10 protein-coding genes are annotated in these 13733 nt (G+C 53.5%); 7 read left to right on the forward strand and 3 right to left on the reverse strand.

The window, feature by feature from the left end; all coding sequences use genetic code 11:
• Nucleotides 1–131 precede the first annotated feature (131 nt).
• The 3 genes from MUG09_RS02205 to MUG09_RS02215 are packed head-to-tail and all read right to left on the reverse strand — an operon-like array spanning nt 132 to nt 3666.
• Nucleotides 132–1604, reverse strand: coding sequence for a M81 family metallopeptidase (locus MUG09_RS02205; RefSeq protein WP_244773078.1), 1473 nt, complete (start codon nt 1602–1604; stop codon nt 132–134).
• Complete coding sequence (locus MUG09_RS02210; RefSeq protein WP_244773079.1) at nt 1601–2335, reverse strand: copper homeostasis protein CutC; 735 nt, start codon at nt 2333–2335, stop codon at nt 1601–1603. The genes MUG09_RS02205 and MUG09_RS02210 overlap by 4 nt, the downstream gene beginning before the upstream one ends.
• The gene (locus MUG09_RS02215; RefSeq protein ID WP_244773080.1) at nt 2332–3666 is read right to left on the reverse strand and encodes an alpha-L-fucosidase; all 1335 of its coding nucleotides are present in this window, start codon (nt 3664–3666) and stop codon (nt 2332–2334) included. The genes MUG09_RS02210 and MUG09_RS02215 overlap by 4 nt, the downstream gene beginning before the upstream one ends.
• Before the next feature lie 202 nt (nt 3667–3868).
• Here MUG09_RS02215 and MUG09_RS02220 point away from each other — a divergent pair, with 202 nt between their 5' ends.
• From MUG09_RS02220 to MUG09_RS02250, 7 genes are all read left to right on the forward strand, one after another.
• Complete coding sequence (locus tag MUG09_RS02220; RefSeq protein WP_244773081.1) at nt 3869–4804, forward strand: ABC transporter permease; 936 nt, start codon at nt 3869–3871, stop codon at nt 4802–4804.
• Nucleotides 4804–5697 carry a carbohydrate ABC transporter permease gene (locus tag MUG09_RS02225; protein WP_244773084.1) on the forward strand — a complete coding sequence of 298 codons (894 nt, stop codon included), beginning with the start codon at nt 4804–4806 and terminating at the stop codon, nt 5695–5697. The genes MUG09_RS02220 and MUG09_RS02225 overlap by 1 nt, the downstream gene beginning before the upstream one ends.
• A 46-nt stretch (nt 5698–5743) precedes the next feature.
• Nucleotides 5744–7447, forward strand: a complete 1704-nt coding sequence (locus MUG09_RS02230) for an ABC transporter substrate-binding protein (RefSeq protein ID WP_244773086.1) — start codon at nt 5744–5746, stop codon at nt 7445–7447.
• Between the two features lie 61 nt (nt 7448–7508).
• Nucleotides 7509–8975, forward strand: coding sequence for a sulfatase family protein (locus tag MUG09_RS02235; RefSeq protein ID WP_244773088.1), 1467 nt, complete (start codon nt 7509–7511; stop codon nt 8973–8975).
• Between the two features lie 49 nt (nt 8976–9024).
• Complete coding sequence (locus MUG09_RS02240) at nt 9025–11256, forward strand: helix-turn-helix transcriptional regulator (protein ID WP_244773090.1); 2232 nt, start codon at nt 9025–9027, stop codon at nt 11254–11256.
• A 70-nt stretch (nt 11257–11326) separates the two neighbouring features.
• Nucleotides 11327–12538: an excisionase gene (locus MUG09_RS02245; protein ID WP_244773092.1), complete on the forward strand. Its 1212-nt coding sequence runs from the start codon at nt 11327–11329 to the stop codon at nt 12536–12538.
• 167 nt (nt 12539–12705) lie between these two features.
• Nucleotides 12706–13722, forward strand: a complete 1017-nt coding sequence (locus MUG09_RS02250; RefSeq protein ID WP_013606100.1) for an ABC transporter substrate-binding protein — start codon at nt 12706–12708, stop codon at nt 13720–13722.
• Nucleotides 13723–13733: the final 11 nt, after the last annotated feature.

Consider the following 13733-nt stretch of genomic DNA (forward strand, 5'->3'; position numbering starts at 1 on the left):
CATTTGTCAAGGATTGGTTGTACAAGAAGAACACGATGAACGCATGGAAATATCGGATGATTGCAACAAAGGGGAAGCCTCATCAGCTTCCCCTTTGTCATGTAAACACACAAAGAATACGGTTGCAAATCCTAGATTAATTCCAATGTGGCCTCAAACTCCTTGTCCAGCGGATACATCGGCCTGGGAAGGTTCTTGTAGGGAAGCCGCTCGAATAGCTCGTCGGAGGAACCTGTGGTAAGTGCCATCATCGAGCGCTTTGCGATGGCGCGGATCTCCGGCTCAAGGTACCCAAGCTTCACCACGATCGCCTTCCTCTGCTTGGGCTCGGCTCCCAGGACCCTCATCATCTCGGGGTCGTAGCAGCCCACATGCTTGCTCGCCACCACCACATCGACACCCTCTACATCAAGAAGGGCGAGGTCGGCGCCGTTGGCCCCCTCCCACTGTTCTTTCAGTGCTTTTACGGTTGCCTTCGCTCTGACTGGTTTACTCTTGACGGTGTCGAACTTCGCTCCGAGCAAACACTCAAAGCTTGCACCCACGCCTTTCTCGAAAGCTTCCCTGACCACCTGCGGGTCGTAGAAACCCTGGTAGAGCAGGGGTGGGTCGAGCTTGGAGAGGACGGGGTCGGAAAGAATGAGTGAAAGGAAATTGGTGACATCGCCGCTGCTTCCTGCAGTGGGGTTGTCCCCGCTGTCGCTGATGACCACCGGGTATACACCGCTCTCAATCGATTCTCTGGTTGCCTTCAGGGCATCGGAAGGCATCCTCGTCTCGTTGTAGAAGCCGAACTCCTTCTTTCTGGACCAGAAGATCTGTGCAAGCTCCTTTGCAAGGCGGTCTGCTTTGTCTTGGTCGTCCTGGGTCACCACCACCGCATGCACCGCGTTCTCCTTCCCGTCGGCCCAGGGGAAGCCCAAAAGGTAGGAGCAGGCGAGTACGCCTTGCTGTTGTTCCCTTGATCGGAGTTCTTTGATCAGGCTCTTCATCGGCTCGACCGAGGTCTCGCTCTGCTCGCCTGCGATGAGCATGGGGATGCGCACCGCCGCCATCGTCGGCTTCTTTCCCATCTCCAGGGTGCGGATGACCATCAGGGCTGCATGGATGCCCGTCTCGTAGGTGTCGGTGTGGGGGGCGCACTTATAGCCGACGAAGCCGTCTGCTGCATGGCGCATCCGCTTGGTCAGGGTCGCATGCATGTCCAGGCTGGTGAACAAGGGGGTGGCCGGATGCACTTCTCTTATGGCCTGGAGCAGGTCCTGCTCGGCCTCCCCGAGATTCTGCACGCGCATGCTGCCGTGCAGCGACAGGCAGATGGCATCGATCGAGCCGGCTTCCTTGAGCTTCTGCAACAACTCAGCTTTCAATTCCTGGTAGTAGTCATGGTCCCACACCCCGTTGGGCACCGCACGGGCGACCAGACTGGGGATTACCTCATATCCAGCAGCCACGAGGGTGTTGATGATGCCGCTGTACGAGCTCTCTCTTTTAGTGAACAAGTCCGCTCCCCTGGTGACCCAGATCTCGTCCCTGCCGGTGATGATGGGGTTGAAGGTGTCGCTCTCGTGGTGGAGCCCTCCTACGAATACTCGCTTTTTCATCGCTTTGCCCCCACGATGGCTCCCACCCGGCCGGCATCGGTGTGGCTGATGCTGAACTCGGCCTGTCTGAGCATGCCGCCCATGTAGATGTGCTCGGGGCGGTAGGTCATCTTCGACTCGTAGGCGCCCGGGACGAACACGTGGTACTCCTTGGCCCCCACCTGCTGCTGCAGGTAGGCGAAGTTGCGCTCGGTGATGCCGCAGCCGGGCATGACAATGATCCTGTCCCCGGCCTGCCTCACCAGCATCTTCAGCGTTTCGAGTCCCTCGATGACCGTGGCCTCAAGACCGCTGGTCAGAAGGCGGTCGACTCCCAGGTCGATGAGCGTCTCAAGAGAACGACTGGCGTTGGGAGTCATATCAAAGGCACGGTGGAAGGTGACCGAACAGGGCCTGGCAAGGGCGATGATCTCCTTGCTCCTCTGTACATCAATCTCACCATCGGGGGTGAGGATGCCGAAGACGATGCCGTCTGCCCCCGCCTCCCTGAAGAGCCTGACATCCTCCTTCATCGCCTCGAACTCGAGGTCGCTGTAGCAGAAGTCGCCTCCACGCGGCCTGATCATGACGTTCATGGCAATCTTGCTGTGCTTTCGGGCTGTCTTGAAGGCCCCAAGAGACGGGGTGGTGCCACCCTCGAAGAGGTCGGCGCAGAACTCGACGCGGTCGGCTCCGCCGGCTTCGGCTGCCAGTACGCTCTCAATCGATTCCAGACAAATCTCAATCTTCATAGTGTTTCTTCCTTTCTCAGTACCAGTCGTATGGTGGTATCGACAAGCTCGCTTCTCTTCAGCTCATCGCCGATTGTATGCAAACAAATTTCATGAGTTCCTTTCTTCAGCTGTAAACCAGTGATGAAAAAATCAGAAGTGCGGCTCTTTTGGAGGGAACTGCAGTAACGATTTCCTCCAACCTCAAGGCAGAGCTTTTGCTCCTTGGCAATGCCTTGCTCACTCAGCCACCCGATGGAAAGCCTGGTGTCCTCATCCTGCTCAAGGGTCCAGCAAAGGGTGGTGGGGATGGGGCGGTAGGAGTAGTACTCTGTTCCCGTATAACGATGAAGCATCAAGGGCTTGGGACAGGCTTGGTCTGGGAGTACTCTTGGAAGGGTTCTCTTCATCGTCTCTCTTCTCAGCGGCTCTTTGGCAAGCTCGTCTCCAATCCCCTCAAGCACCTCCTGCTCAAAGCCCTGGATGGCGCCATTTCCCATCAGACCGATGTTGAGCAGGTAATTGCCACCTTCCTTCACGACACTGCGGGCAGTATTGGTTAGTTCCTTGATTTTCTCATCCCTGTTTCCACGAACCTGCCAGCTGCGGTATCCCCACGTCTCCTTATAGATGGATGCCGGGGTCTGCCACGGACAATTCAAAGGGACGGTGGGTAGCTGGTTGTCTCCCATCGTCAAGAAATCCTGCTTGTCGTTCCAGATTCTCCCATTGACCATGCAGGTGGGCTGCAATCTCTGTACCAGATCGTAGACTTCCTGGCTTTGCTCGTCTGTGGGAGCTCCCATATCCATCCACAGCTCACAGATGGATCCGTAGTTGGAAAGAAGCTCGGTAAGCTGGGCGATGTTCAGCTTCTGGTGAGATTCAGGGATTTGGTCGCTGTTATGACTGCTGATGGGCAGGGCATCGGCGAAGTGCCAATCGATCCAGGAAAAGTAAATTCCGAAGGCAAGCCCTTGTTTCCGACACTCGTCGCTGAGGTCCTTCACGATATCGCGCCTGCAGGCGGCTTTGGTGCTGTTGTAGTCGGTGGTGGCGGTGTCGAACAAACAGAATCCATCATGGTGCTTGCTTGTAATAACCAGATACTTCATTCCAGCCCGCTTTGCCGTAGCAACAATATGCTTTGGATCAAACTCCGGAAGGTTGAACTGGCTGGTCAAAGCCTCATAGTCGGCCTGGGGCAGGTAGCCGTGGGAGAGTATCTGCTCGGAGTAGCCCCGGGTGATGGGTTTTCCCTTCCACACCCCGCCGGGAAGAGAGTAGAGCCCGAAATGAATGAAGAGGCCGAACTGAAGGTCGAGCCACTGTTGTACTGCTTCGCGTTTCATCGCTGTGTCTCCTTGATGACAGCTTAGCGTGAGCCGGGGCGGTACAACAGGGTCAAAGTTTCCAAGGACCTTCTTGTATTGCGTCATTTTTTCAAAGTTCGACCTCTCTTGCAAAAAATGACGCCTGAGTGTGAAGCTAAGCTGACCGAGCTTTGGAAACTTGACTCTTATGCATATCTGACTTCCATGCGACGATTTTGTCATGAAGAACGCACTCAACCAACCACGACAGCTCAGCCTGGGAAGAAAGATGGGCAGACACTGGCAGTTCTATGTCATTGTTGCTCTTCCCATGCTCTACTTCATCATCTTCAAGTACGTTCCCATGTATGGCGTCCTGCTTGCATTCAAGCGGTACCGCGTCAGCCAAGGGATCTGGAACAGCCCCTGGGTGGGCTTCTATCAGTTTGAGAAGTTCTTTACGAACCCCTCGAGCCTGAAGATCATGTTCAACACCTTCTCGCTGAGCATGTACGCCCTGGTCTCATCCATTCCGCTGGCGGTAATTCTAGCCATAGCCCTCAACGAGACCGGCTCGAAAATCTGGCGCAAGAGCGTGCAGATGGTCACCTATGCCCCCTACTTCATCTCCACCGTAGTCATGGTAGCCATCCTGATGCAGTTCCTCGACCCCGCCTTGGGCCTGTTCAATGCGATCAGGGCGGCATTCGGCAAGGATTCGATCAACTTCATGGGTGAAGCCCATATGTTCAAGCACATCTACGTCTGGTCGGCCCTCTGGCAGAACACCGGCTACAACGCGATTATCTACCTGGCCGCCCTCACCGGCATAAACCCCGAGCTTTACGAAGCTGCGAAGGTCGACGGAGTGAACAAGTTCCAGAAAATCTGGTACGTGGACCTGCCCTGCATCAAGAATACCATCGTCATCATGTTCATCATGAACATGGGCTTTGTCATGAGCCTGGGTTTTGAAAAGGCCTTCCTCATGCAGAATCCTCTCAATTTGCAGACCGCCGAGATCATGTCCACCTACGTCTACAAGATGGGCTTGATCAACAGTGACTTCAGCTACTCAACCGCCATCGATGTGGTCAACTCAATCATTAACATCGTCCTGATTTTGACTTTCAACCGCATTGCCAAGAGTAAAAACAAGGAAGGAGGGCTGTGGTAATGCACTACAAACGAAAAGAACTTGCAACAGACCGAGTGTTTTCATTGGTAGTGAACAGCTTTCTGTTCATAAGCCTGGTCATCGTCCTCTATCCGCTGCTGTATATCGTCGCCTGCTCGTTCAGTGAGCCGCAGGCAGTGATGGCCAAGAAGGTGTGGCTCTTTCCCGTCAATTTTGATTTGGTAAGCTACAAGGCAGTCTTTACCAACAAGCAGATTGGAACCGGCTATATGAACAGCCTCTACTATATGGTGACAGGGACTGTGGTCAGCGTGCTGCTTACCATGTTGCTCGCCTATCCGCTTTCGCGCAAGGAGTTCTACGGGCGCTCGGTGGTGACCAAGCTCATCCTCTTTACCATGCTCTTCACCGGTGGAACCATCCCCCTGTACCTGGTGGTGCGCAACCTCGGCATCTACGACTCCAGGTGGGCGATCATCCTTCCCAACGCCATTACCGTTTGGAACGTCATTATAGCCCGCACCTTCCTGCAGGAGAACATCTCCGATGAGCTGTACGAAGCAGCCGAAATCGATGGCTGCTCGGACATTCGCTTCCTTATCTCGTTCGTCTTCCCCCTAAGCGGTGCGATAGTGGCCGTCCTTGCCCTTTTCTATGCAGTAGGGCAGTGGAACAAGTACTTCGATGCCCTGTTGTATCTGCAGAAGCAGGCCCTCTATCCCCTGCAGATTGTGCTGCGCAATATTCTGATCATCAACCGCAACACTCCCTCAATGACCGTCGATGTCGAGGCCGCCATCAGGGCTCAGGGCCTCAGCGAGACGATCCGCTATGCAGTCATCGTTGTAGCCAGTGTTCCGCTTCTGGTAATCTACCCGTTCGTGCAAAGGTTTTTCGTCAAGGGAGTCATGATCGGCTCCGTCAAAGGTTAGGAGTACACAGCTTCCCTGTGGAGGCTGCATACAATAGGAGGAATCCATGAAGAAAACGTTGTGTATCGTATTGCTGGTCGCTCTTTTGCTGCCGGCCTCGCTGGTTGCCCAAGGCTCGAAGGAGAGTGCTACGGCAAAATCTACTGTTGAGTATACCCCTGTCGGGACCTTCCCGATCGTGAAGACCCCCATTACGGTGGACATCATGGTCGCTCAGCCCCCCTGTGTCGAGGATTACAACACCAACCGGTTCACCAAGTACATGGAAGAACTGACCGGTATCAAGGTGAACTACATCATGATTCCCGAGCAGGCCGCAACCGAAAAGCTCGCCTTGGTTCTGGCAAGCGGCGATTACCCCGATGCCTTTCTTGGCTTTGGTGTAAACAATACTTTGGAAACCACCTATGGTGCTCAGGAAGGCCTCTTCATGCCGCTGAACAAGTTCTACTCCAAAGAGTGGATGCCCAACATGATGAAAGCTTTTGAAGAGTTCCCCGGCGGTATCGGGTTCATGACCAATATCGACGGAAACATCTACTCGCTTCCCCGCCTCGAAGGTTGCTACCACTGCTCCAACCAGGCAAAGCTGTTCGTCTACCAGCCCTTCCTTGACAAGCTTGGCATGAAGATGCCCACCACCACCGATGAGTTCTACCAGGTGCTGAAGGCCATGAAGGAACAGGACGCCAACGGCAACGGCAAGGCAGACGAAATTCCACTCGCCGGCTCCATCATCGGCTGGTCCGACCAAGTCGAGCGCTTCTTGCTCAACTCCTTCATCTACACCGACCTGGACACCAACATTAACGCCAACGCCGATGACAACGTAGGCTACATGATGAACAACGGCAAGGTCGACACCGCTGTGAACAAGCCGGCTTTCCGTGAGGGTCTTGCCTTCATCAATAAGCTGTACAAGGAAGGTCTGCTCTATAACGGATCCTTCACCCAGGATTCCAGCCAGCTGACCCAGCTCGTCGAGAGCTCAGCCCAGCCGGTCGTCGGTTTTGCAGCTGGTGGTTGGAGAGGCCAGTTCGCCACTATTGGTGGAGAGCGTTTCAACAACTTCCGCGCCATTGCCCCCCTGAAAGGACCCAAAGGCGCACAGTACTCGGTTGCTTTCTTCCAGAATCCTGAAATCGGTGAACTGGTGCTCAGCAGCGACACCAAGTATGCCGAAGCCATCATGCGCTACTTCGATTTCATGTACAGCCCCGAAGGCACTCTTCTGCAGCGCAACGGCTTCAAAGGTGAGGCTTGGGATTGGGCGAAGAGCGGCCAGGTCGGTCTCGATGGAAAGCCTGCCGTTTGGCAGCAGCTGAAACTTTGGAACGACAAGGATCCCCAGAACGACACCTGGATCCAGACCTACACCGCAGCCATGACTCCGTCCTTGAAGAACGGCTTGGCCTCCAAGCCCATGACTCAGGACAATCCCGAGTACTACCTGCCGGGCAACAATGAAAAGACCCTCTTTGACGAGACATTCAACCTGTACAAGCCCTACGAGGACACCTCGGTGGAAGTTCCCGTACTGAAGTATACAGCCGAAGAGAGTGAGAAGTTCTCAACCGTCAAGCGTGAGCTTGCCAATTACATCCGCCAGAGTGCCGTCAAGTTCATGGTTGGTTCGTTGGATGTCAACGACGACAAGGTATGGAACGAGTACGTTGCAAACCTGGAGAAGCTGCAGTTGAAGTCGGTTCTCGACCTCATGAACACTGCCTACGCTCGCCAGTACAAATAAGCATCACAACACTGCATAGGGCCCTTGAGGCCCTATGGTGTAGATAGGGAGGAGTGGACAGGTGCGAAAGAAGCCGAACATCGTCTATATACTTGCAGATGATCTGGGCTACGGTGATGTCTCATCACTGAATCCCGATTGTCCTTTCGTCACCTCCCACTTCGACCGTTTGGCACAACAGGGCATGTGCTTCACCGACGCCCATGCCACCAGTGCCGTCTGCACCCCCAGTCGATACAGCATCATCACCGGGCGCTATAACTGGCGTTCACAGCTGAAGAGCTATGTGCTGGGTGGGTTTTCTCCGCCCCTTATTGATGAAAACAGAAAAACTGTGGCCCAACTCCTCAAACGAGGCGGGTACGCCACCCATGCAGTAGGCAAGTGGCATCTTGGCATGGACCTTCCCAAACAGGAAGGGTTTGTTGAGGCCTCTGAGTTCGGTGACAGCCATCCCATCGACTATACCAAGCCCATCAAAGGCGGACCTATCAGCGTCGGCTTCGATTCCTATTACGGGATCAGCGGTTCACTGGATATGCCACCCTACGTCTATATCAAGGATGACATGTTCACTGCAGTTCCCACCAGGATCACCAGAGGCACAGGCAAGGGTTTTTGGCGCGAGGGTTTGACCGCCGATGATTTTGTCCATGAAGAGGTGCTTGACCATCTCACCGACAAGGCCTTGGAAGTGATCAGGGAGAACAGGCAGCGACCGTTCTTTCTCTACTTTGCCCTCCCGGCCCCCCATACTCCCATTCTTCCCCATCCAAGGTTCAGGGGAAAGTCGAACACCAATGCCTATGGGGATTTTGTCCTTCACTGCGATGATGTGGTGGGTAGGGTGCTCGATGAGCTCAAAGAGAACGGCATCGATGAGCACACCCTGGTCATCTTCACCAGCGACAACGGTTGCTCGCCGATGGCCGACTTTGCAGAGCTTGCACGGTTCGGGCACAACCCAAGCTACCACTTCAGGGGTATGAAATCGGACATTTTTGAAGGTGGACACCGGGTGCCGCTTCTGATGCGCTGGCCTGAGGTGATAGCGCCGCATTCAATTTCCAACCACCTTGTCTGCCTATCCGATTTCTATGCTACTGCCGCCGATATTCTTGGTTTCGGCTTGGCCGAGGATGAGGCGGTGGATAGTGTGAGCCTTCTGCCGTTGCTCTCAGACACTACTCACCCTGAAGTACGAGATTCATTGGTCCATCAGAGCCTTGACGGTTCGCTATCCCTGAGAAAAGGAGCATACAAGCTTGAGATGTGCAAAGGCTCGGGCGGGTGGTCATACCCTTCAAGCGGAAGCGAGGATGCACAGAATCTTCCTTCCGTGCAGTTGTACAACCTTGAGTGCGATATTGCAGAGACGGTGAATGTGCAGGCCGAGCACCCTGATCTGGTAGCTGCCATGAGACAAGAACTTGCCTGCCTCGTAAGGGAAGGCAGAAGTACATCCGGCCCCCGACAGCTCAACGACGGGGTTGCTGTTTGGGAGACGGTTGCCTGGCTTGACGACTGATACTTTTTCCCGTGAAAAGGGGTTTCCCTATGGTATACTGACTGCACCTATGAGAAAGCCTGAGCATAAAATTCCTGCATCCAGAACACTGCTGTTGTTCCTTCCCGCCCTCATACTCTGTTTTGTCATACTCATTCTCGCCCAAAACTGGATGTTGATGACCGTGCGCAGGGACAAGCAGGAGCAGACCTACTCGATGCTCCACCTCATTCGTTCCACCACCGACCTTTCGCTGGACCAGATGTACAAGCTCAGCCAGATGCTGCTCTTGGACAACGATATCGCCAAATTCATCTACCAGGGAGAGATCGAGAGCGGTTCGGTAGATATTCAGACCCTCATCGATGCAAAAGGCGTCCTGCCTACGGCAACAAACATCAATGCCATGCTGGCCGAGGTCTACATATACTCCAACCGCAGCGGCTATATCCTCTCTTCTCAGAATGCCTTCCTGGAACCTGAGAAAATGTACCCTTCCATGTTCGCCTTCGAGGGATTGAACTACCGTCAGTTCCGCAGCAAGTACCTGACACCCGCCTTCAACCGTTCCTTCTTTCCCCAAACCGATGCCTTGGTGCATGGGAGAAATCGGTCGGTCATTCCGTTGGTCCAGACGTTTCCTTTGAATAATCCCGCAGCCAATGCGGGCAAGATCATGCTGCTGCTCGACAGCAGCTACATCGTGGACTTGCTTTCGCAGCAGATAGAGGGGGCGAGCCCCACCGTCTATGTCACAGACAGCAAGGGAACCGTGATCACCTACTCGGGCGACCCCGCCTTCATCCTGGGGGATGGGTATGCCGACGGTCAGCATCGAGTGTCCATTGAAGGCCAGGAGTATGTGCTCTCGGCCCTTTCCTCGAACGCAAGCGGTCTGAGGTTTTTCAGCCTGCTCTCGCTCAAACAGATCAACGCCATGCTCAATCCCATGTGGCCTTTGCTGGTGATTCTCAGCATCGGGATGTTCCTGCTGCTCTCCTTCTTTGCCGTCTATATGCTTGCACGCAGCAACCGCCACTGGACCGAGCTGCTCGGCTTGGTCGATGTAAGCGGGAAACCGCTTCCCTATGAGCAGGCGGTCGGGTACATCAAGAATATCGTTGAGGAGGACCGAAGCAAGGTACGCCAAGCCGGTGGCACTCCCTTTATCACCGACACATTCTTTCGTCGATTGATTCACGGGAAAATGCTGGGGACAGCCGAGATTCAGGCGATGCTCAAGCAGGTCCAGAAGGATATCGATTTGAACTCTCCCAACACCTTCCAAATGGTGCATATCGCGATCCACGATGTGCAGGATTTTCTATCCAGTGATCGGCTGGAGGACATCGACTTCACCCGAATTGCGGCCCAAAAGCAGGCGATGCGTGCGTTCGGCCAGCAGTACTACCTCTACATGGACTTCTCATTCTCGATTTGGATCATGCTCTGGCATGGTGACGGCCGCTTTCTGGATACACAGATCGATCAGTTCTATAAGGAGTTCATCCAAGTCTCGCCTTGTATCACGAGCATGGCGGTCAGTTCGGCCAAGCACAGTCTTGATGAGATTTTCTCGGCGACCAATGAGTGCAGCGAGGTCCAGCAGAGTCTGCTCAGTGAGAAACAGGTGGAAATCATGCGCCGTTATACCGAGTTGAGCCTCAAGCGTGAGCCGTACCACTACAGCCTCGATATGGAGCGAAAGCTCTCCGTTGCCGTCATGAAAGGGGAGCGGCAGGCCTTGGAGGAGATCCTGAGGACCATCGAGCAGGATAACTTTGTTGCCAGGAATCTGGGGCCTGAAGAGCATGCCAATCTCATGAAGGTTCTCTATGCGACGGCGATCAAGCTCAGTCAGAGCCTCAGGCTGACACTCCACCAGTCGGTGTTTGAGTCGTATGCCGAGGTCAAGCAGTTCTTTCTCTCCCAGGCGTTGGCGATCAACAGGGCAAAGAGTGATAAGGATGAGGTGCTCGTCCAACGGATTATTGGCTATATACACGACCATTATGCCGACCCGGGCTTGAACCTCTCCAATATGGCGGGTGACTTCGGCTTGAAGGAGAGCTTTCTCTACCACTTCATGCAGACCCGCATGGAGACATCGTTTGCCCAGTATTTGGAGGCGTACCGCCTTGAGCGCGCTCTTGCCCTGTTTGCCGAGAAGCAGATGACGATCAGTGAGATCACCTCCTTCTGTGGGTACTCCAATGCCCAGACCTTCCGCAGGGCGTTCCAAAAGCGTTATGGCATGCTTCCCTCCGATTACCAGAAAACGGTTCTGTATCAGAAGAAGTAGGGGACTACAAATGGATATCATCAAGCTGTAGTGTGATATACTGATTAGCAATGAAGCATGGGAGCCCTCAATGATACCTGCCAAGTACATCTGCATGCATAGGGATGATGAGGTCGCCGTATTGGAATTCAATTCGGAGGACGGTTATCTTCTTCGTGTCTTGGAAATAAGAAATATACATTTGGTCCCCTACCGGGCACACATCAACGTTGAAAATTTTGCTGCATGGTGGCGAGATCGGGCGGTTCCTAAGACCCAAGGCTATATCCTGGAGGTTTTGCGGCAATACAATATCCCAACCACTCAGAGCTTCTTGCTTAGGAATCTAGGGTTGAGCTTGAACGACCATTACTGGGTCAAGCCGCTTGAGAGTTCTCTGCATTGGGATGAGGTCAGTCTATTTTCCAACAATTTCAGCGAGAGTTTCTCAGTATTGCAGGACACCAACCGGTTCAGGTCCTTTTCGCCTTCTGCCTCTACAGGGGGTGATCTTCCAAAGAAATGGGTGATCAAGGGTGGAATACGATACCTCATAAAGGATAGTGTAGGGCTTTCTGTTCAACAAAGTTTGAATGAGGTGTTTGCGACAGCTATTCACGCATCGCAGCAACAAAGTGGCAGGTATGTGCCTTATGAATTGATACAGGAGAAAACCAATGGTCGACTTGCCTGTTCGTGTGCCTGCTTTACTTCCAATGTTTTGGAGTTCATTCCCGCATGGGACTTGGTTGGCAGCGAATCCTTGGCCAAGAGCTCTCCTTTGTTTAGCCGGTTCATAGCCAAGGCAATTGAAGGTGGTTTGGGAGAGGATGTGGTGTATTCTTTTCTGGATTATCAGATTGTCACCGATTTCCTGCTTTCCAATGTCGACCGGCATTTGAATAACTTTGGTGTGCTAAGGGATACATATTCCTTGGATTTTGTTGGTATGGCTCCTATATTCGATTCAGGAAATTCAATGTTTTATCAGAATCCTCTTATGGCCAAGTCTGCAATAGAACTCTTGAAGTTGCAGACCCGTGGTTTTTTCACAACCGAACGACGACATGTCGAACATGTGAGAAATCTTGGCTGTGTCGATGTTTCTCTCTTGCCTATTGAAGAGGATGCGAAGCTTCTCTATGCGCAGGACAAGGTTCTTCATGCAACCGGGTATGACGCCATTATTGCTCAAGGATATCGCTGGAAAGTAGCATTTCTTGAGGAGCTGCAGAGTGGAGTCAGCTTTGGAACACTGTACCAGAGAATATGCTCAGAAGTAAGGAATGGGCGCATGTATTGAGTTTTCAGCTTTGAATGGTTTTCCCTTGTTTCACATTCCGTGCCCTATTTCAGACATGAAAACCTACAAATTTGTTGCTGGTTTGCAAAAAATCGTATAATCGTTGACCGCCCTATGTGAGCATGATACCTTCAAGTGAGGGGTTGTCCCCGAAAAGGAAGGTTTGCATGAAACACACACAACGTGCTTTGGGTTTTCTCTTGATTATGCTGCTTGTTCTCGGCTCAGTCTTTGCCGCCGGTTCGAAAGAAGCTGCAGCACCTGCCAGTACAGCCTTGGAGGACAAGGTCTCCATGTATGCCAGTATTACCTCCATTGAGCCGATCATCGAAGCATTTACTGCCGATACCGGGGTTGCTGCAGAGAACACCCGACTATCGACTGCACGCTTTGTCTCCACCGTGCTCACCGAGTTCGAAGCCGGCAAGCTTGCCGCCGACGTACTGCAGGGACCGCTTCCGGTGCTGGAAATCCTCAAGGAACAGGGCGTGATCGCCGACTACGTCTCCCCGATGGGCGAGACCTATCCCGAGTGGGCGAGAAGGGACGGCATCTACCTCTTTGGCATTGAATATGTCGCACTCATCTACAACACCGAGCTCGTTGCTCCGGCCGATGTTCCCAAGCGCTATGAAGATTTGACCGATCCCAAGTGGAAGGATCAGATTGTCATGGCAAACCCTGCCAGCCATGCAACGACCATCAGCTGGCTCGTAGGTTTGAAGGAACATGTCTTTGCCACCGAGAAAGAGTGGTATGACTTCCTGCGCGGTCTTGCTGCCAACAACCCGATGTTCGTCGCATCCTTCAGCCCGACTCCCGCCCCGATCGAGAGCGGTGAGAAGAAAATCGGCATTTCGATGCCCAAGTACATCGTAACCAAAGCTCCGGCTCCGCTGGCGTGGGCACAGGTATCGCAGCCGATGCTCGGCAGCCCCCGAGCCATTGCCATCACCAAGGACGCCCCCCATCCCAACGCTGCGAAAGCATTCATGGAGTACTGGCTTTCCAACAAGGCCATGGGCATGCTGGCAAACGAAGTCGGCGAGTATGTGCTGACTCCGGGTGTCTACCCCCCGATCAAGGATATCGAGAAGGCTGAGGTCATCGCCATTCGCGAGCTTTCCGACGAGGAACTGGTGAAGTGGGGTGCTGAGTTCGAAAAGATTTTCGAAAAGAAATAACCGATACGGAA

The sequence above is a fragment of the Sphaerochaeta associata genome (assembly GCF_022869165.1).
GTDB classification, from domain to species: Bacteria; Spirochaetota; Spirochaetia; order Sphaerochaetales; family Sphaerochaetaceae; genus Sphaerochaeta; species Sphaerochaeta associata.